The 18,739-nt window shown below is 64.1% G+C and carries 17 protein-coding genes and 1 pseudogene; 12 read left to right on the top strand and 6 right to left on the bottom strand.

Annotation, left to right across the window (positions count from 1 at the left end):
• Nucleotide 1 precedes the first annotated feature (1 nt).
• Together GRI97_RS10960 and GRI97_RS10955 are read right to left on the bottom strand one after the other, a co-directional pair.
• Complete coding sequence (locus tag GRI97_RS10960) at nt 2-403, bottom strand: DoxX family protein (protein ID WP_161391223.1); 402 nt, start codon at nt 401-403, stop codon at nt 2-4.
• A gap of 105 nt (nt 404-508) precedes the next feature.
• A complete protein-coding gene (locus tag GRI97_RS10955; protein ID WP_161391222.1) occupies nt 509-889 on the bottom strand; it encodes a ribonuclease HI in 381 nt (126 codons plus the stop codon).
• Nucleotides 890-971: 82 nt separating this feature from the next.
• Here GRI97_RS10955 and GRI97_RS10950 point away from each other — a divergent pair, with 82 nt between their 5' ends.
• From GRI97_RS10950 to GRI97_RS10895, 12 genes and pseudogenes are all read left to right on the top strand, one after another.
• Entirely contained in the window at nt 972-1,154 is a 183-nt protein-coding gene (locus GRI97_RS10950) for a hypothetical protein (RefSeq protein WP_161391221.1), read from the top strand.
• A gap of 76 nt (nt 1,155-1,230) precedes the next feature.
• Nucleotides 1,231-2,415, top strand: a complete 1,185-nt coding sequence (locus tag GRI97_RS10945) for a sulfotransferase family protein (protein WP_161391220.1) — start codon at nt 1,231-1,233, stop codon at nt 2,413-2,415.
• A 128-nt stretch (nt 2,416-2,543) separates the two neighbouring features.
• Nucleotides 2,544-3,092, top strand: coding sequence for a sigma-70 family RNA polymerase sigma factor (locus tag GRI97_RS10940; protein ID WP_161391219.1), 549 nt, complete (start codon nt 2,544-2,546; stop codon nt 3,090-3,092).
• A 96-nt stretch (nt 3,093-3,188) separates the two neighbouring features.
• Nucleotides 3,189-4,331 (top strand): FecR family protein, encoded by a 1,143-nt coding sequence (locus GRI97_RS10935; RefSeq protein WP_161391218.1) that lies wholly within the window; start codon nt 3,189-3,191, stop codon nt 4,329-4,331.
• 6 nt (nt 4,332-4,337) lie between these two features.
• Nucleotides 4,338-4,529, top strand: coding sequence for a hypothetical protein (locus tag GRI97_RS10930; RefSeq protein ID WP_161391217.1), 192 nt, complete (start codon nt 4,338-4,340; stop codon nt 4,527-4,529).
• Complete coding sequence (locus GRI97_RS10925; protein ID WP_161391216.1) at nt 4,504-5,001, top strand: STN domain-containing protein; 498 nt, start codon at nt 4,504-4,506, stop codon at nt 4,999-5,001. The genes GRI97_RS10930 and GRI97_RS10925 overlap by 26 nt, the downstream gene beginning before the upstream one ends.
• A gap of 33 nt (nt 5,002-5,034) precedes the next feature.
• A pseudogene (locus tag GRI97_RS18615) lies at nt 5,035-6,126 on the top strand (TonB-dependent receptor plug domain-containing protein); the annotation flags it as partial.
• On the top strand, nt 6,027-8,165 hold the full coding sequence (locus tag GRI97_RS10915; protein WP_328598556.1) for a TonB-dependent receptor domain-containing protein: 2,139 nt from the start codon (nt 6,027-6,029) through the stop codon (nt 8,163-8,165). The pseudogene GRI97_RS18615 and the gene GRI97_RS10915, both read left to right, overlap by 100 nt.
• A complete protein-coding gene (locus GRI97_RS10910) occupies nt 8,158-8,751 on the top strand; it encodes a biliverdin-producing heme oxygenase (RefSeq protein WP_161391213.1) in 594 nt (197 codons plus the stop codon). Before GRI97_RS10915 ends, GRI97_RS10910 begins: the two co-directional genes overlap by 8 nt.
• Nucleotides 8,735-9,286: a YbaN family protein gene (locus tag GRI97_RS10905; protein WP_161391212.1), complete on the top strand. Its 552-nt coding sequence runs from the start codon at nt 8,735-8,737 to the stop codon at nt 9,284-9,286. Before GRI97_RS10910 ends, GRI97_RS10905 begins: the two co-directional genes overlap by 17 nt.
• An 11-nt stretch (nt 9,287-9,297) precedes the next feature.
• Nucleotides 9,298-10,080: an energy transducer TonB family protein gene (locus tag GRI97_RS10900; protein ID WP_161391211.1), complete on the top strand. Its 783-nt coding sequence runs from the start codon at nt 9,298-9,300 to the stop codon at nt 10,078-10,080.
• Between the two features lie 102 nt (nt 10,081-10,182).
• Nucleotides 10,183-10,731, top strand: a complete 549-nt coding sequence (locus GRI97_RS10895; protein ID WP_161391210.1) for a DUF4189 domain-containing protein — start codon at nt 10,183-10,185, stop codon at nt 10,729-10,731.
• Between the two features lie 263 nt (nt 10,732-10,994).
• Here the strand turns inward: GRI97_RS10895 and GRI97_RS10890 are convergent, their stop codons facing one another.
• From GRI97_RS10890 to GRI97_RS10875, 4 genes are all read right to left on the bottom strand, one after another.
• Complete coding sequence (locus GRI97_RS10890; protein ID WP_161391209.1) at nt 10,995-11,651, bottom strand: helix-turn-helix transcriptional regulator; 657 nt, start codon at nt 11,649-11,651, stop codon at nt 10,995-10,997.
• Between the two features lie 219 nt (nt 11,652-11,870).
• On the bottom strand, nt 11,871-14,030 hold the full coding sequence (locus GRI97_RS10885; RefSeq protein ID WP_161391208.1) for an Ig-like domain-containing protein: 2,160 nt from the start codon (nt 14,028-14,030) through the stop codon (nt 11,871-11,873).
• Between the two features lie 433 nt (nt 14,031-14,463).
• Complete coding sequence (locus GRI97_RS10880) at nt 14,464-16,743, bottom strand: FdhF/YdeP family oxidoreductase (RefSeq protein ID WP_161391207.1); 2,280 nt, start codon at nt 16,741-16,743, stop codon at nt 14,464-14,466.
• 55 nt (nt 16,744-16,798) lie between these two features.
• Complete coding sequence (locus tag GRI97_RS10875; RefSeq protein ID WP_235917765.1) at nt 16,799-18,706, bottom strand: BCCT family transporter; 1,908 nt, start codon at nt 18,704-18,706, stop codon at nt 16,799-16,801.
• Between the last annotated feature and the right edge of the window lie 33 nt (nt 18,707-18,739).

Raw genomic sequence — 18,739 nt, 5'->3', positions numbered from 1 at the left:
TTCAGCCCTGCCGCTGGGGCCAATGCAGCAGGTTCGCCGCCCATAGCGGCCACCAGATCAGCACCGGCTGAAAGGCCAGACGCGGTATGTGATAGGCAAGACCCAGGCCCTGACCCGGTTTGGCCAGGTCGAGCAGCATATGCTGCACGTTAGCGGGCCAGACACACAGGGCATAGGCGGCCAGGCCGCAGGCGGCAGCAATGCGCAGCCTGGGGAGGGACGGTTGGACGAGACCAACGGCCCCCGCGATTTCTGCCCAGCCGGTGAGCATCACCACAAGCGCCGGGGCGGGTACCCAATCAGGCACAATCGAGAGGAAAGGGGCCGGGACCGCGAGGTGGAGTATGCCGGCGGCGATGTAGATCAGCGCGAGGATGAAGCGGGACGATGATCGGGCGGTCATGAACTGCGACCGCGCTTGGCACCGGCCGCTCCCGCGCTTCGCACAGTCCCTTCACCGTACAGCGCACGGCTTCCCTCCCCATTGGCAGGGAGAATTTGGTTACAGTCAGCGATAACGGGCTTCCAGCGCTATGCCGGCGAGATTCTGTTCGCGCTTGATCCAGCGGATGCGGGCTGGCCGTGTGTCTGCGATCAGGGCAAGCATGGTGGCGGCATGCCCGCCAGATGCGTGGCCGCTTCGCAGGGCGGCGTTGGCGGCCAGCACCACTTCCCGGGAATCGCCGATAAATTCCACATCGGTCAGACCGAGCGTGCGGGCGAGTTTCAGAGCGTGGATCAGGGCCAGCCATTCGGCATCAGTGTTGCTGCCCTGCCCCATGTCTTCGAACAGATGGACCGCACCACGGATCACCACCGCCGCTTCCATCTGGCCGGGATTGGGGCGCGCGCCGCCGTCAAAGAACAGTTTCAGCCGGGATCGTGCCACACCCCTGATGTAGCCGGAATGATGGATTTCACAATGCGTGTACCTGCCGGGCACATTGCCAAGTCACGCGCGTTGTGAGGTCATGAATGCGCTTTCAGAAAGACAGACCGCCAAGGTCGGCATGCGATTGGGCAAGCGAGTGAAGTTCGTCGCCCGGGCCGATCTGACACCCGCTGGTCTGCTGGCGATATCCGCGCTGGTGTGCGGCATATTGCTGTCGACCAGCGTCATCGTGAAAACCGCTCTGGATGGAAACGGAAGGTAACGACCCAATGGCCTCGACCTTCCTGCCTGTATCGCATTCAATTGAACCGACAGAGCGGCGGGATCGCGCCGGGCGGTTGATAAGCTTGCTGGAACATGGATGGCGCCAAGGGTGGAGCGACCGCCCCGCCCTTGATCCGCTGGCGATGATCGCAGCGGCGCGGGAGAGCACCGGGCTCTGCAATTTCGGGGAAGAGGACGATGGCTGGCGCCCCCGGCTGAACCTGCTGGCCGACGCCCTGCAGCAGGAAGCCGGACTGAATGCGCTTGGCCTGACGATTGCCTATGGCCAGATCGTTGCCGCCCTTTCCAACCGGCTGCGCGCAGCATCCCTGTGGCATCGCCATCCGGAAATTGCTGATGTGCCGATGACCGCGCCGATCATCATCGTGGGACAGATGCGATCCGGCAGCACGCTGATGCAGCGTTTGCTGGCCTGCGATCCGGCCTTCACCTTCACGCGATTCTTCGAAAGCTGGAACCCGGTTCCGCGCTGGGACTGGTTGCCGTTCGACGACCGCCGCTGGCGCTCACGCATGGCGTTGAGCCTGGCGCATTGGCTGAATCCCAAGTTCGCCGCGATCCACCCGACACAGGCAACCGACGCCGATGAGGAAATCGGGCTGCACAACATCAGCCTCTATGGCGCCGCGTTCGAGGCACAATGGCGCATCCCGAGCTTCGCCCGCCATGGGGAAGCCAGTGACAGCCGGCCCGTCTATCGTCAGTTTCGCCGCCATCTGCAGACCATCCACTGGCTGCGGCGCGACCGGACGGACAAACCCTGGATCATGAAGCTGCCGCAGTTTGCGCAGGATCTGGAGGCGGTGCTGGACATATTCCCGGATGCCAGACTGATCGTGTTGCAACGCGATCCGGTCGAGATCGTCGGATCATCCGCGTCGCTGGTACGCAACCAGATGGCGCTGCAGTCCGACCGGGTGGATGATCGCTGGATCGGCAGAGAGTGGTTGCACAAAGTCGCCCTGCGTGAGGAGCGAATGGCCCAGGCGCTCGTCCGGCACAGCGATGCGGCCCTGGTTGCCTATTCTGCGATGCAGGCCGATTGGCAGGGCGAGGTCCATCGACTGTATCACACAATGGGGTGGTCGCTGACGCCTGCAGTGCTGGACCGCATGACAAGTTTCATGCAGCAGCCGCGCCATGGCAGGCTGAGTGGGCATCAATATAACATCAGCGATTTCGGGCTGACCGAAGCGCAAATCAGAAACACCATGATGGGGCTGAGCCAAGCCGCCTGAGGCCCGGCGCCACTCGGAAGCAAGCTGGCGATGTTCCCCAATTGATACAGTTGCGAGGGCTTGCCCCGCAGCGAAACCTGCCCTAACGCTGTTGCGAATTATTCGCAACTTGCGCTTGATATGCGCGCTTGGACAAGAAGGCGGCGGTGCAGCAGGACAATTTGGCGATGCGGTTCTTCATGACGCACCGCGCGTCATTGACGGACTATGCCGCCAAGGTGCTGGGCGATCGCGGCCAGGCAGAAGATGTCGTGCAGGAAGCCTGGCTGACGCTGGCCGCCCGCAGTGGCAGCGCTGCGGCGGAGGTGCGCGCGCCGCTGGGTTATCTGCGCACCATGGTGCGCAATCTGTCCATTGATCTGCTGCGCCGCAAGGCGCGTGAGGGGCGGATCAGCGGTGGCGACATGGATGACGCCAGCCAGATCGTGGCCGATGACCGCCCCTCCCCCGAGACGGCACTGGGGGCGCGGCGGGATCTGGATTGCGTGCTGGGCGTGCTGCGCACCCTGCCGGAACGGCAGCAGGTGGCAATCGAAATGTACCGGTTCGGCGGATATAAGTTGCGCGAGATTGCCGACCATTTGCAGGTGTCGGTGCCGCTGGTGCATCTGCTGATTTCCGAAGGTCTGGCCGTGTGTGCCGATCGTTGCGGGCTGGACCGGGGGAAGGCGAAATGATGGTGCTGCATCGATCCGCCAATGTGCCCCAACCCGCCGCATGCGTGGACGAACGAATTTTTCTGAAATCTGCCCGACCCCGAACGTCTGACACATATGAGATGGCGTTCCCCCGAGCAGATCCGGCGACGGAGGCGGCAGCGTGCGCTGCGGCTGCGCGCCGTGGCGCTGTCGGGCGGAAAGCCTGCGCCGCAGCTCTATCTGGTGGCGGAAAGGAGCGTGCCGATGGACGCTGATCTGCACCCCGCCCACCGCCAGGCGGCCGACTGGCTGATCCTGCTGCGCGAAGAGCCTGAGGATGCGCCCACTCTGGCGCGGTTCGAAGCCTGGCTGGACGAGGATGCCAGCCATGCGCGCGCCTGGGCATCGGTCAGCGAAGTGTTCGACCTGCTGGGACAGGCCGAGCCGGAACTGGCCAGCCATTGGCGGGAAGCGCAGCGGCAGGATGATGCCACGGCCCCACCCCTGTCCGATCTGCGCCCGACACCAAAATCCCGCACGCCACGCTGGATGCGATCACGCAGAACGGCGGTGCGATCTGCCGGGGCTGCGGTGGCGGCCGCACTGGCGTTGGCCTGGATTGCGCCGTCTGCCGTGATCCATGCCCAGGCCGATCACAGGACCGGCGCAGGCGAGATGACCACGCTGGCACTGGCCGATGGCAGCCAGGTGCAACTGGGGCCCGACAGTGCAATCGCGGTCGATTATGCCAAGGGGCAGCGCCATGTGCGCCTGCTGGCCGGCCAGGCCTGGTTCGAGGTGGAGCGCGATCCGGACGCCCCGTTTCGCGTGCAATCCGGCGATGTCCGCACCACGGTGCTGGGCACCGGATTCGACGTTCGACAGATCGGCGATACCACTTCGGTGGCGGTGGCCCATGGGCGGGTGCGCGTGCTGGACCAGGGCATTGCCCCGTCCACGGCCCGCGAACTGACCGCCGGGCATTGGGTGCGGATCGATGGCGATCATCTGGTCGAAGACGGTCGCAGCAATCCGGCGCTCGTCGGGGCCTGGCGTGAAGGCCGGGTGGTGGCGCACAACCGCCCGATTGCCGAGGTGATCGATGAATTGCGCCCCTGGTATGGCGGGCGCATCCTGCTGACCAATAGCGACCTGGGCCAGCAACGGATGGATGGCGTCTATGATGCCCGCAATCCGCAAGCCGCCCTGCGCGCCCTGGTCGGCGAAGCTGGCGGAACCGTGCGCCAGATCACGCCCTGGCTGATCGTGATTTCCTGACCGGTCATGAATCCCTCACCCAAATTTCCTCTTTTATCCAGCGCCTTGCGGAAAATTTTTCGCAGCGCACAAAGATTTTCTGAAAAAGCCGCCTCACCACTCGTCTCACTTCCATCTCAGTTGATGCAAGCCATTCGCAATAGCATCGACAAGGTTCAGATGGAGAATTTCGATGGGTATGTTGATGCGCGGGCGTGATCTTTCCGCAAAGGCCCGGCTGGGCGCAATGGGAGGCATGCTGCTGACCACATCGGCGCTGGTCCCCTCGGCGTTGGCGCTGACGGCAGCGATGACGGTGACCGCCGCCGCGCAGGACAAGGCCGCCACCCGCAGCTTCGACATCCCGGCCCAGCCGCTGCAGGATGCGATCGTGCTGTTCAGCCGCCAGTCCGGCATTCAGGTGACCGCCAGCGGTGGGCTGACCGCCGGGCGGCAGTCTGCCGCCGTGCGCGGAGACCAGGCGCCGGCCCAGGCGCTCGGCCGGCTGCTGGCCGGAACCGGGCTGAGTTGGCGGATGGCCGATGACAACACCGCAGTGCTGGAAGCGGCTCCGCAGGCTCAGGATGGATCCGTCCAGCTGGGCACCCTGCGGGTCGAGGGCACGTCGGGAAATGGCGGTAACACCAATGGCACGGGCGGGACCGGTGACAATGGCCGCACCGCCGCCTAGGACGGGACGCAGGGCAGCGTCTATGCCACGCCCGGTTCCGTCAGCGTGGTGACCCGCGAAACGCTGGAACGCTACCCGGCGCAATCCCCGGCCGACATGCTGCGCGGGGCGACCGGGGTCATCGTGGGTGAAGCGCGCACCAGCGGCGGGCTGGACGTGAACATTCGCGGCATGCAGGGCCAGGGGCGCGTGCCGGTGACGGTGGATGGCGCGATCAACGGCACGACCGTCTATCGCGGCTATCAGGGCACCAGCAACCGCAGCTTCGTCGATCCCGATTTCATCAGCCATGTGGCGATCGAAAAGGGCCCGTCGATGGCCAATGCCATCGCCGGGGGCATCGGCGGATCGGTGAGCATGAGCACGCTGAGCGCCGATGACATCGTGCCCGAGGGCGACGAGATGGCGGTGCGGGTCAAGGCCAGCCTGTCCAACAATTCCAGCCAGCCACGGTCCGGCCAGACGCGCAGCCTGCTGGAGCCGAGAACATCGGGCGGCCTGCCGCTGGCCGGCACCCGCGAAAATGACCGGCCCGGATTTCTGGAGGCGACCGGCGGATCGGCCAGCCTGGTGTTTGCACGCAAGAGCGATGCGGTGGACATCATCGCCGGTTATTCGCTGCGCCGCACGGGCAATTACCACGCCGGCACGCGCGGAGATACCGCGCCGCAGGTGACCGGCACCCCATCAGCCTATTGCGCATCCAACCCGGGCGATGAGCGACTTGCCGCCCTGTGCGCGCGCGCGATCGAATATTACACCTGCACCGGATCGACGCCCTTCGTGGCCGGGGAAGAGGTGCTCAACACCTCCACCGATACCGAATCCGTGCTGGTCAAGGCGGTGATCCGCCCGGCTGACGATCATTCGATCGAGCTGGGTTATGGCGGATATTGGAGCCGCTTCGGCGAAAACTACCCCGGTTCGGTCGGCAGCGCCACGGCGACCGTGTTCCAGAACCCGCTGCTGTCGCACACCGCGCTCGACCGCTTTACCGCGCGCTATCGCTTCAACCCGGCCAGCGAATTGCTGGATGTGAAGCTGAGCGGCTGGAGGAATCCGCCCCATCGCTGGCCAATACCAACGCCCTGCCCCGCTATGTCGACAGCTGGGGGGCGGATCTGACCAATTCCAGCCGCATCAGCACCGGGCTGGGGCTGATTTCGGCCGATTATGGCGCATCCTATCTGCGCGAGGATGCCGGGCCGGTGGACGGCTGGGTAACCGGCGGCGCCATCCCCCCGGGCCGCGAAGGATCGCGGCGTGAGGTGAGCCTGTTCGGGCAGTTGAGCTATGAGCCAGTATCCTGGCTGCGGCTGGACGGCGGGCTGCGGTACCAGTCCTATGATCTGGACGACAAGCAGACCGGCACCACCTATCACACCGAGATCTTCAGCCGCAGCGAGGATGCGGTCAGCTTCTCCCTGGGTGGCGCGCTGATGCCGCTGGACGGGCTGCAGATTTTCGGCAGCTACAAGCAGGCCGCGCGGCTGCCGTCGCTGATGGAGGCGACGACCGGTTTCTTCATGATCGCCAACCCCGATCTGCACAAAGAAGAGGCACGCAATTGGGAAGCGGGCGTCAACTATCTGCACAATGGCCTGCTGGGCAGCGATGACCAGTTGGGGCTGAAGCTGACCGGCTTCGACAATGATATCAACGGCTACATCAGCCGACGCTATATCAGCCAGTATTTCGCCATGCAGATGTTCAACATCGACCGGGCGAAATTCCGCGGGCTGGAGGGCAGCCTGTCCTACAGCAAGGGCGGCTTCAAGCTGGATGCCGGGGCAACCTATTACGATCATGTCGAGTTCTGCCGCACGGCGGGCAATTGCGTGGAAAGCTCGCTCGCATCCGATTACGGCACCAATTACATCCCGCCGCGCTGGGCGGCCAATCTGTCGGTCAGCCAGACCTTCTTCGATGATCGGGCCATGCTGGGCGCGCGGGCGACCTATATGGGCAAGCGGATCGTCGGGGCCGAGGTGCCGCACAGCGGTTACATGCCGCTGATCACGGCGGTGACCTGGCAGCCCTATGTGGTGGTCGACATGACCGGCAGTTTCCGCGTCAGCGACGGGCTGTCGATCGACTGGAGCGTCGATAACATCACCGATCGTTATTACAACGAAGCCATGAGCCTGGCCTATGTGCCGGCGCCGGGGCGCACATTCCGCATCGGCTTCACCGGCACATTCGGTTCGGGCGAAGGCGGTACGGCACATGCCATGTGGCCGGCGAAATGGTTCGCCAGCGATGGCGAGACCACCGACTGGACTGGCCCCTATGTCGGCGGCAGCATCGGTTATGGCGTGGGCAAGACGCGCGGCGGTGTGACCGATCTGGCCGGCACGCCGACCGATCTGGTCAACAACAGCCGCATCGACCAGACGATGCGCAATTTCATCGGCGGGCTGCATGCCGGGTACAATTATCAGCTGCCGTCCAACGTGGTGCTCGGGATCGAGGCCGATATTTCCTCCGGCGATCTTGCCAGCACATCCAGCGTGGGGCTGACCGGCGACCAGCAGAACATCCCTTATCTGCAGAGCAATGGCGCGCTGGAATCCGACACCGAATACAAGTGGGACCGCATGCTCACGCTGCGCGGCCGGCTTGGCTATGCGGTAGGCCAGACGCTGTTCTACGGCACGGCGGGCCTCGCCTGGCTTACCGAAACCCAGACCCGCAACCAGTATCGTTCCTGGCCCACCAACAACGAAGAGCAGATGGGCGTCGGGCAGGCCGTGGAGCATCTGTTCTTCGAAAAGGACCGCCAGCAGCGCGCCGGCGCGGTGTTCGGTACGGGCATGGAACGCTCGCTGGGCCGCAACTGGTCCATGCGGGTGGATTACGGCTACGCCCGGTTCGACCGCAAGGATTTCACCTTCAAGGATGCGCGGGCCGGCATCGTGCTGGACCACGGATATTACGAAGTGGTCGGCTATCAGCAAGTGCCGGCGCAGATCATCGATTTCGGCGACGGCACTTTCTCGAAATCCCTGCCTATGAGGCGCCGATCAACGAATGGCGCGAAGTCACCGGATCGTCGAACGTCGTCAACGGCCGACGCCACAACACCAATGCCGATCTGCACACCGTGCGTGTGGGCATCAGCTATCGTTTCTGAGCACGGAACCCGAAGGACCTGTTATGACTGACGTTTGCGAAACATCCCTGTCGAAGCGGCTGAAAGCCCAGACGCACGACACGCATGACAAACTCGACAAATCGATTATGTCGGCAGCCTCCTTCGACAGTGTCGATGGCTATGTTCGGTTCGCGGAAGTGCAGTATCTGTTCCACCGCGATATCGACGCGCTCTATGACGTCCCGGCATTGCAGAACGCTCTGCCGGGGTTGGCAGACCGGCGGCGGCTGGCGCTGATCTCCGCAGATCTGACCGATCTGGACCGGACCCCGCCCGATGGATCGGAAGAAGGCCTGGCCTTCGTGGCGGCAGAGCCGGTGGATCTGCCCACCGCGCTCGGCTGGCTCTATGTGGCCGAAGGGTCCAACATGGGGGCGGCACTGCTGCGCAAGGCTGCGGCGAAGATCGGCCTGTCGGACGATCACGGCGCCCGCCATCTCGCCCCCGCAGCCGAAGGGCCTGCTGCGCATTGGCGGGCCTTCACCGCTGCACTGGATGCGGTGGCGCTTTCGGACGATGAACAGCGCCGCGCCGTGGCCGGGGCCGAAGCCGCCTTCACCCGGGTGCAGCGCCATGTCGATGCCCGCATCAGCTGACGCGCCCATCCCCACCCAAGAGCCGCCCCCGCCGATGCAGCGGGGGCGGCTTTCGCGTGCCTTCTGGCTGGTGCTGGGCCTGCTGATGGTGGGGATCGGCTTCATCGGCATTTTCGTGCCGCTGTTGCCGACCACCGACTTCCTGCTGCTGGCCCTGCCCTGTTTCGCCAAATCGAGCCCCCGACTGGAAGCATGGCTGATCAACCACCCGAAATTCGGCCCCAATCTGCGCGCCTGGCGGCGCAACCGCGCCGTCCCACGCAAGGCCAAGTGGATGGCCTGCATCGGCATGAGTTTTGGCTATGCGATGTTCTGGCTGCATGTTCGCCCCGAACGCGAATGGGTGTGGAACTGGCGCTGGGGCTGGAGCATCGGGATCGCGCTGTTCCTGATCTTCTGGGCCCGCTGGATCATCCGCAGGCCCGAACCCCAAGCTGACCCGGGCCCAGAACCGCAAGCTGAACCGGCCCGTGTGCCACAGGCCGGGCTGCTGCCGGCCACGCCCCCCGCCGCAATCGGAAGCGAAAGATCATGAGGCCTGCCGCCATGAACGCCCCCCGCTGGCCCGTGCCGGCCCATGATCCGTCGACGGAATACCGCCCAGTCCCGTTGGCGGATGCCCGGGCGGCGGGCGGACGCTACAGCGATCAGCCGACCGGCTGGCGCACGCGGATGGCAGGCCTGGGCGGGACCGGCGGGATCGGCCTGTTCGTGCTCGCCTGTATCTTCGTCACTTGGCACATCGTCCAGCCCACCCCACCCCCGCCCGAACCTCTGGTGGTGGAAAACCTGCCACTTTCCGCCCCGCCGGAACCGGTGGAGGAAGTGCCCGAAGGTCCGCGCCAGACGGAGCAGCAGGAACAGGCGCCCCAACCGCTCGAGGAAATACCCCCGCTGCCCAAGGCTATCGACGTGCCGCGCAGCACCATCATCCAGCCCCCGCCTCCGCCGCCCATGCCACCGGCGCAGGCGGCCGATCCGGTGCCGGAAACCACCGCTCCGCGATCCCTGCCCGCCCCGCCGGCCCGCCAGATGGCCAGCAATGCCGATCCCAGCTGGCAGGCGCTGCTGCTGGGGCATCTGGAAAAATTCCGCCGCTACCCCGCCGCCGCCCGCGCGCGGCGCCTGCAGGGCGTGGCCCATGTGCGTTTTCGTGCCGCGCGCGATGGACGCATCTTGTCGTCTTCTGTCGTCCAATCGGCCGGATCGCCGCTGCTCGATCGGGCCGCGCTCGATACGCTGCGCCGTGCCCAGCCGCTGCCCCCGATCCCGCCTGATCAGCCGGACGTGATGGAGGTGACCGTGCCGATAGAATTCTTCATTTCATGACTGCGGCAGTCCGTGCGCGGCCAGGGTCAGGCCGATGACGAAGCCATAGGCTTTGCCACGAGGCGGGTTAGCATATTGCGCCGAGAGAGTGGGAGAGCCCCAATGCGCCTGATCGTTTTCCTGTCCGCCATGCTGACGTCTCTTTTCGGCCTCGTCCCCGCACCGGCCGTGGCACAGAATCCTCCGCCGATTTACAACATGCCCTGCGCTGGCGGCCTGCCCTGCGTCTCCCCGCCGCCGGAAGTGATGTTCGGCACCGGCTATTCGGCGCCCGGCCAGGTGTTCGAAACACCCGCCGTGCGTGGGCCCGGCTATATGGCGCAATCCTTTGCCGCGATCGCTTTCTGGCAGACCGAAGATGGCAAGCACGACTATGCCTATGGCAGCCAGCGGGCCAGTTCGCGCGAAGAGGCGGAAAGATACGCCGTGCGCGAATGCGAATATCGTGGCGGGCGCAACTGCACCATCGGCCTGTGGGGCGGCAATGGCCATTTCGCCATCGCCCGCAGCAGCGACGGCCGGTTCCACGCCGGTTTCGCCGGCCGCGTCAATCAGGCGCGACGGCTGGCGCTGGATGCCTGCAAGGAGGTTTCCAGCGGATGCCGCGTCGTCGAAACCGTGGACAGCACCCCGTATTATTTCGAGTTCTGAGGGCGGGTTTTCGAACCGATGGCATCGGATCGCCGATCTATTTGCCTTTGTTTTCCGTAATTTTTGTCAGCTGATGGTCACTTACTTCGTCATGCCGGACTTGATCCGGCATCCATGTGGCCTTCGCCGCTGATGCTGCGCCGGATCGCTGCGTCAGCGCCCGAGGGAATGCCGTTTGGTTCATTTACAAACCCTCCCGTGGGTGACGAGGGATGGATGCCGGATCAAGTCCGGCATGACAACGTGGAGAGGGACTGCCGGCCTCAGCGGTTGTTGAGCAGGGCAGCGAGTTCAATCTGGCTGGCCACGCCGGCCTTTTCGAACAAGCGGCGGATATGGGTGCGGATGGTGCCCACAGCGACACCGCGCCGGGCGGCGATGGCACTGGCGGTGAGGCCGGCCTGCAGCCCGCTGGCGACTTGCGCCTCCGCGTCGGTCAGGCCGAACAGAGCCTTGGCCAGCGCCATGGATCGTTGGTCTTCCCCCCGCATGGGTCGCGCGATCAGCAGGGCCAGCGGGGTTATGGACAGATCGGGAGCAGCCGACAGGGGCAGAACCTCCAGCGGCAGCACCTGCCCATCATGGCCATGCATGACGAAGGACAGCTGCGATGCGCCATCCGGGCCGCACGCCTGCACCAGTTCGGCATGAAGCCGGCGGGTTTCTTCGGCACGGGCGGCGAAAAGGCGATTGTCGCGATGGGCCAGCCAATTGCCGGCCGATATCAGATCCTGCGCCAGCGGGGTCATTGCCCGTACTCGCCCTGTGATGTCGCAGACAAAGGCGCAGACCGACATGGTGGCCAGCGTATCGACCAGCCAGATCAGCGACTGGCCGGGGCGATCCTCCGCATCGGCCAGCAGGCGCGGCGCGGCGGGTGGCTGATGGTCATGGAAATGGCCGGCGATCAGACCCAGCATCAGGCCGCCTGCACCATTGGATCTGCCCTGTTACCACCCATGTCAGCCCCCTGATAAGCCTCGCTTCTCATGCGGCCCTGTCGCCACATGGGAAGCGATAGCTATCGCACTGCAGGCGCGGGTTCATATCCCAGCTGGTATATGGCCTATCCGGCAATGTCAGGCCGGGCCGGCGCCCCTGCGCCGGCCCGGCCCGTTACCGCTGAAGGGGATGGGCGGTTACCGCCTGCCGGTGATGGTGGTGGTGCCGAGGCACATCTTGCCAGAGGCGTTCCAGGTCCACAGATTGCGACCATGCAGCGTCTGGCTGTCCGGAATGCCGATGGTGACATTGCCGCTTTCGGCTTCGCCATCGTCTTCCACCGTGTAGGATCGCGCCCCGGCGAGCCCGCGCGGATCATCCTTCGATGCCATGGCGAGAATGATTTCCAGCCCGGCGTAATTCGCGCTGTAGGCACTGTCCGAAATCTTGGAGACGTTGACGACCACTTCATGCCGCTGATCCGGGCACAGGCCGGGGGTGGATTCCGATGTCGTGTCTTCCATGATGGTCAGCGTCCAGGTCCCTTCGAAGCGGCGCACGACATTGACCAGCACCGTGGCTTCTGCCGAAGTGCCATCTGCATTGCGGGCGACATATTTGAACTGGTCCTGCCCGAAGAACATGCCGGTGGGGGTGTAGCTGAAGGTGCCATCGTTCTGCAGGACGACCCGGCCGTTGCCCGGCTGGGTGGTGACCTGCAGCGTTTCTGCGCCCGAAGTGCGGACGGAAGAGGATGCCGCCTGCCCCTGGGTCACCTCGACCGCAGCGTCGAAGGCTTCAGGCAGCGCCATGGCCAGTTCGGCCGTGATCTGCACCGATTCTTCCCCTTCTCGCAGCAGGCTGAAACTGAAGGGCAGCTTGCCATTGGTGAGATCGGCCGGCTTGGCCGAGGTATTGAAGGTGAGCGTGACCAAATCGCCATTGGCTGCGGCCGATCCGGTGACGAGCCCGCTGGAAATGCCCGACAGCGACAGGCGCCCGGCAGGGACCGCTTCCGATCCGGTGACGCGGTATTGTTCCAGCTCTTGCTTCAAGTCAGGCCACAGGGAACTGAGCGTGCCGATCACGCCGCTGATGTCGGTCAGGAACTGATTGGCCTGGGCGCGTGCTTCTTCCACCGGGGCGAAGGCGCGTTCCAGCTTGAAGCTGCGCGACACCTTGGGACGGAAGGCCGAAGTGCCCGGCAGGGCAATCGCCGCGACCCGCTGCGTCGAGGTGAAGCTGTCCGAATTGAACGGCACGAGGTTGATTGTGGTTTCCGTCCAGCAGGATTGCCAGAACGCCTTGCGCGACGGATTGAACTGGCGGCCGTAATTGATGAACATGGTGGCACCCGCGCTGATGGAAACGCCGGCAGCCACCGCCCCCAGCCACGGCAGGCCGAGCAGCGCCGATCCTTCGAAGGCAGCAACCGAGCCCTTGCCCAGCAACAGGGCGCCGACCACCATGCCGGTCACCGTCTTGCCGAAATGGGTGCGATCGGATCGGCAGGTCGGCCCGGTGACGATGGGTTCGTAATTCGCCAGGCGGCGGGTGGCCGCCGGCGTGATCAAACCCAGTGCGGCGAGGCGGGACGCGAACTGGCCGACATCGGCATCCGATGCGGTGGCAATCCTGGTCAGCGCCTGATCCAGATCCGGCAGCGCGCCCTGCAGCGTGGTGCGCTCCGCGCTGCCGATGCCCGGCGTGGCGATCAGATCTTCCACATTCGCCTTTGCATTGCGCAGGAAGCTCGTCACCTGATCGCGGGCATTCGCCACGGTGATCGCAGCGCCGGTGGTAATGCGCGTGCGGATGACGCGCGATCCGATCTGCACCGTCAGATCGCCGGTGCCTGCCGGGGTATCCAGCGGCACGGCATAGATCAGCTCATTGCCGTTGATGCGATAGAGCGGGATAGCCTTGCCGTTGAAGCTGCCCTGATATTGCGCCTGATCCAGGGTCAGGTTTTCGGCGAACAGCAGTCCGATGCCGCCAGCCGCAAGAACCTCTTCGCTGTCAGTATAGGATATCAGCGACACGCTGGCCGGACGGACCGCAATGGTCTTCTTCGCCGTGCCGACATTGCCCTTCGAATCCGTTGCCGTGGCCGTGCATTCGACATTGGTGCCAGCGGTCACGGCCGGCAAGGTGAGCATGGTGCCGGTCAATGCGCCGCCATTGCAGGCGAGCGAATAGGTCAGGCCGCGATCCTCATCATCGGTGACGGTCACGCCGATGGGAATGATTTCCCCGCTTTCGGCAGAGGCTGCCATGTTCAGCGTCAGCGTGGGCGCCGCGCCCTTGGAAGGTGTATCGCCCTCCCCGTCACAACCGGTCAGGGCGCCAAGAGTCATCAAGGTTACAATGGTTTTCCGCATCTCATCCCCCGCAGCATTTATGGCTGAGAATTAGGCGAGATCGGTCGAACGGGCGTCTATCAAATTGTAGAGATGGCGGATGGGGATTGGCTAATCGCCAATTCCCGACGTCATGCCGGACTTGATCCGGCATCCATGTGGCCTTCGCTGCGGATCAGGCAAAAGATCGTGGGGTTGGAGTCGCTGGGCGCGGCAATGTGAGCCTGCGATCCATCCCTGCGCGGCGAGAAATGGATGCCGGATCAGGTCCGGCATGACGGTTATATTTTTTGTCGCTGCGCTTTTGTTGATCGGGATCAAGGCAAGTGCGGTGGGCAGGCCTCACAGAGAGGAGGCTCTCGGACCACCGGCACCCTGCCGGTGGAATGAACCTTCTCTTCCCAACTCGGCCCCGCTTCGGCGGGGTCTTTTATCCGACGATGCGCACGGGCACGCTCTTGGCGGCAGGGGTCTTTGACGCCCGATCGTGATACCACAACGGCACCAGCGGATTGAGTTCGGGGAAATACCCGGCCAGCGTACCCGGCGGCAGATCATAGGGGGTGACGGAGAGGCCGGTCACGCGGCGATCTATGCCATCCCCCGCGTCCGAACCCAACACCACCCGGTCCCCTTCCTGCAATGCCATCCGCTGCATGTCTTGCGGACTCATCAGCACAATCATCCGGTTGCCCTCCAACCCGCGCAGACGGTCCGAATAGCCGTAGACGGTCGTGTTGAACTGATCGTTGGAGCGCAGCGTAACCAGATGGAAGCGCCCCTCTGCATCACCGATGCCAGCAGCATTGAGCACGGTGGGATTGGTGAATTGGGCAAGCCCGCTCTCCGTTTTCCAGATCCTTTCATGCGCGGGATTGCCGCGATAGAAGCCACCGGGTTGATCCATGCGTTCTTCCATGTGGTGGAACTGATCGGGGAAGGTCGCGGCGATCAGTGCACGAATACGGCGATAATCGCCGGTCCATTCCCGCCAGGGCAGGCGCGGGTCGGGACCAAGGGTGGCCTGCGCCAGCCCACAGACGATCGCCACCTCGCTCTTCAACAGATCGCTGGCCGGTTCGCGGCGGCCGATGGAACCATAGATGTGGCTGAAGCTGTCTTCCACGGAGACCTGCTGCGGGCCGGTTTCCTGCTGGTCCTGCTCCGCCCGCACCAGACAGGGGAGGAGCCAGGCCGCTTTCCCCGGCAGGCAATGCGTGCGGTTTAGCTTGGTCGCCACATGTACGGTCAGATCCAGGTCGCGCCAGGCGGCATGCACTCGATCATGGTCGGGCACCGCACGCGCCAGATTGCCGCCAAGACCAATGAACGCCCTTGCCTTGCCAGCCAGCAATTCTTCCAGGAAGCTGACGGTGGTGTGCCCGTCTTCATCAGGCGTTTCGACGCCGAAGAGCTCGCGGTATTTCTCGACCGGGGCCAGCTCGACCTTTTCCGTTATGCCCACGGTGCGCTGCCCCTGAACATTGGAATGACCGCGAATGGGGCTGCAGCCAGCGCCGGGGCGGCCGATGTTGCCGCGCAGCAGCAGCAGATTGACCAGCAGGCCGATCGACTGCGATCCATGAACATGCTGAGTCAGCCCCATGCCATAGACGCCGATCACCCGCTGCGCATCGGCATAGACATCGCCCGCCGCCTGAAGATCTGCGCGCGACAGGCCGCACGCCTGCTCGATATCAGCCCACTCGGTGGCTTCCAGTTTGGCGATGAAATCCGGCAGGCCGGTGGTGTGGCGGTCGATGAAATCCGTGTCGAGGACACGCCCGGTGCCAGCGGCCAGCGCCATGGCATCGCGCTCCAATACCCGCTTGCACACCCCCATCAGCGCCGCGATATCGCCGCCGGGGCGAACCTGCAGATACATGTGGTTCATCTGTGTCGGTTCACCGATGGTCATCTGCAGAGGATCCTGCGGATTGACGAATTCGATCAGCCCCTTTTCGCGCAGCGGATTGAACACCACGATCTTGCAGCCGCGCTTCACTGCATTTTGCAGCTGATGCAGCAGGCGCGGCGAATTGGTGCCGGGGTTCTGGCCGAGATAGAAGATCGCGTCGCATTCATCGAAATCATCGATAGTGCAGGTGCCGACCGGCGATCCGATCACTTCCTTCAATGCCACAGAGGTGGTTTCGTGGCACATGTTGGAGCTGTCAGGCAGATTGTTGTGACCATAGGCCCGGGCGAACAGCGCATAGAGATAGGATGCCTCCAGCCCTGCCTTGCCCGAAGCGTAAAAAGTGGCAGCCTTGGGATCGATGGCGCGCAGTTCCGCCCCGATCTCTGCGAAGGCCTCCTCCCAGCTGGCTGAAACATAGTGATCCGTTTCCGGATCATAGCGCATGGGGGTGGTCAGCCGGCCCTGCATTTCCAGGTCGTGATCCGACCAGCGGCTGAGTTCGCTGACCTTGTGGCGAGCGAAAAATTCAGGCGCGCAACGTGCCGTCGTCAGATCCCAAAGCGTTGCCTTTGCGCCGTTTTCGCAGAATTCCAGCGGCTTGGGTTCGGGCAGTTTGGCAAAGGCGCAGGAACTGCACATGTAGCCGCCCGGCTTGTTCTGCTCCTGCAGGGTGCCCAGCGCGCTGGGCAAAGCCTGTTCGCGCAGTTGCGTGCTGCCGATGCCGCGCAACGATCCCCAGCCGCCAGCAGCACTGTGGTATTCCCGGGGTTCGATCGGCTTGCTCGACACGCTGAATCTCCTCGATGACAGGGAGAGAACGCGTGGGGAGCAAAATGTTTCTGCCTTATTCCTCGATCACCCGTGCCGGACGCCAGGATTCGAGTTGGGTCAGCACATCATGCGCAATGCGCTCGACAGAAAATCCGGTAAGATCGCGCTGGCGGTGATCACCGTCGACCCGGGCGGACAGGGTCCAGGTCAGGCTGCGACGGGATTCCGGGGCATCCATGGCCGTATAGGCGGCCAGTGGGCGGGATCGCGGGATTAGCCGATAGACGAACACGCGGTCATCGGCGAACTGGATCGACAGCGACGCGATGCCATCTGCCAGCGTGACATGGCTTTCGGCCCAGCCTTCTTCCAGCATGGCATCGCGTACCGAGATCAGCGCCGGTTCGCCCACGGCGGCGATCTGGCGTTCGATTTCCCGTCGACTGGCGGGCACGAACATCCGCTTCAGCCGCTCCCCTATGGAGGGGGCATCATCGGAAATCGGTTCTCCGCCCAGATCGGCATTGGCCTGCCGCATCAGCCCGATCGCCAGCAGCATCATGATGAAGCAGAACGGCAGCGCGGCAAGCAAGGTTGCGGCCTGCAGCGCGCCCAGCCCGCCCGCCACCAGCAGCGATGCTGCAGCGACACCCAGCAGCACACACCAATAGACGCGCTGCCAGCGGGGATTGTCTTCCGACCCGCCAGAGGCAAGCGTATCGATCACCAGCGCGCCGGAATCCGCCGACGTGACAAAGAACACTGCCACCAGCAGGATCGCGAGCGTGGCGGTGAATTGCGCGCCGGGCAGATATTCGAGGAATTTGAACAGCGCGGTCGAAAGATCGGCATCCACCGCCTGCGCAATCGCACCCTGCGCGCTGCCCAGGTCGAAGGCGATGGCGGAATTGCCGAATACCGTCATCCACAGGAAGGTGAAGCCCGCCGGCACGAACAGCACGCCGGACACGAATTCGCGGATCGTTCGCCCGCGCGAAATGCGGGCGATGAACATGCCAACGAAAGGCGACCAGGCGATCCACCAGGCCCAGTAGAACAGCGTCCAGTCCGCCATCCAGGCGCGCGGCTCATAAGCGTAAAGGGTGAAGGTCCTGACGACGAAATGATCGAGATAGAGCCCGAAATTCTGCACCAGTGCGCGTATCAGAAAAAGCGTGGGCCCGCTGAACATCACGAACAGCATGAGCAGGATGGCCAGGATCAGATTGAGTTCGGACAGGCGCCGGATACCGCGATCCGCGCCGCTCAATACCGAAAGCGTGGCCGCCCCCATTACCGCTGCGATCACCCCGATCTGCAGCCCGAGCGTATCGGGCATACCGTAATTGTAGGCCAGTCCCGCCGTCATCTGCGACACGCCGAAGCCAAGCGAGGTGGATACGCCGAACACCGTGCCGCAGATGCCGAAGACATCGATCGCATCACCAATCGGGCCGTTGATCCGCTTGCCCAGGATCGGATGGAGGCCGGATCGCAGGGTGAGCGGCAGGCCCTTGCGATAGGTGAAGAAGGCCAGGCTCAGCCCCACAAGCGCATAGATCGCCCAGGCATGAACACCGTAGTGGTGAAAGGTGATGGCCATCGCTTCCCGCGCGGCAAGGAAGGTGCCGGGCTGCACGTCTGGCGGGGCGGTGTAATGCTGGACGGGTTCGGCAACGCCGAAATACATGAGCCCGATACCCATGCCTGCGGCGAACAGCATGGCGAGCCAGGAGACGAAGGGAAAATCCGGTTCCGCATCGTCAGGGCCCAGCTTCAGCTTCCCCGCCGGACCGAAGCCGAGCAGCAGCACGATCACCAGAAAGGCCGCCACCGCAGTGACATAGAGCCAGCCGAAGGTTTCTATTGCCCAGCTTTGCGCTGCGCGGAATATCTGGTCGGACCGACCAGGGGCGAGAAGCGTGCTGGAAAGCATGACGGCAATCACCGCCGACGCGCCCCAGAACACGCGTGGGTTCATCTTGCTTTGCAGCATGCGCGCCGGATTACGCCG

Origin of the sequence: Croceibacterium xixiisoli, from assembly GCF_009827305.1 — a bacterium.
Lineage (GTDB): Bacteria > Pseudomonadota > Alphaproteobacteria > Sphingomonadales > Sphingomonadaceae > Croceibacterium_C > Croceibacterium_C xixiisoli.
Note: the sequence above shows the minus strand (reverse complement) of the source record. Positions and strands in the feature narration are given on the sequence as shown.

Excerpts from the sequence above, each read along its gene's own strand:
- GRI97_RS10960 (WP_161391223.1), bottom strand. The coding sequence starts at position 403 with ATGACCGCCCGATCATCGTCCCGCTTCATCCTCGCGCTGATCTACATC.
- GRI97_RS10950 (WP_161391221.1), top strand. The coding sequence starts at position 972 with ATGAATGCGCTTTCAGAAAGACAGACCGCCAAGGTCGGCATGCGATTG.
- GRI97_RS10895 (WP_161391210.1), top strand. The coding sequence starts at position 10,183 with ATGCGCCTGATCGTTTTCCTGTCCGCCATGCTGACGTCTCTTTTCGGC.
- GRI97_RS10925 (WP_161391216.1), top strand. The coding sequence starts at position 4,504 with ATGGGTATGTTGATGCGCGGGCGTGATCTTTCCGCAAAGGCCCGGCTG.
- GRI97_RS10900 (WP_161391211.1), top strand. The coding sequence starts at position 9,298 with ATGAACGCCCCCCGCTGGCCCGTGCCGGCCCATGATCCGTCGACGGAA.
- GRI97_RS10910 (WP_161391213.1), top strand. The coding sequence starts at position 8,158 with ATGACTGACGTTTGCGAAACATCCCTGTCGAAGCGGCTGAAAGCCCAG.
- GRI97_RS10885 (WP_161391208.1), bottom strand. The coding sequence starts at position 14,030 with ATGACTCTTGGCGCCCTGACCGGTTGTGACGGGGAGGGCGATACACCT.
- GRI97_RS10935 (WP_161391218.1), top strand. The coding sequence starts at position 3,189 with ATGAGATGGCGTTCCCCCGAGCAGATCCGGCGACGGAGGCGGCAGCGT.
- GRI97_RS10890 (WP_161391209.1), bottom strand. The coding sequence starts at position 11,651 with ATGCTGGGTCTGATCGCCGGCCATTTCCATGACCATCAGCCACCCGCC.
- GRI97_RS10875 (WP_235917765.1), bottom strand. The coding sequence starts at position 18,706 with ATGAACCCACGCGTGTTCTGGGGCGCGTCGGCGGTGATTGCCGTCATG.
- GRI97_RS10905 (WP_161391212.1), top strand. The coding sequence starts at position 8,735 with ATGCCCGCATCAGCTGACGCGCCCATCCCCACCCAAGAGCCGCCCCCG.
- GRI97_RS10930 (WP_161391217.1), top strand. The coding sequence starts at position 4,338 with ATGAATCCCTCACCCAAATTTCCTCTTTTATCCAGCGCCTTGCGGAAA.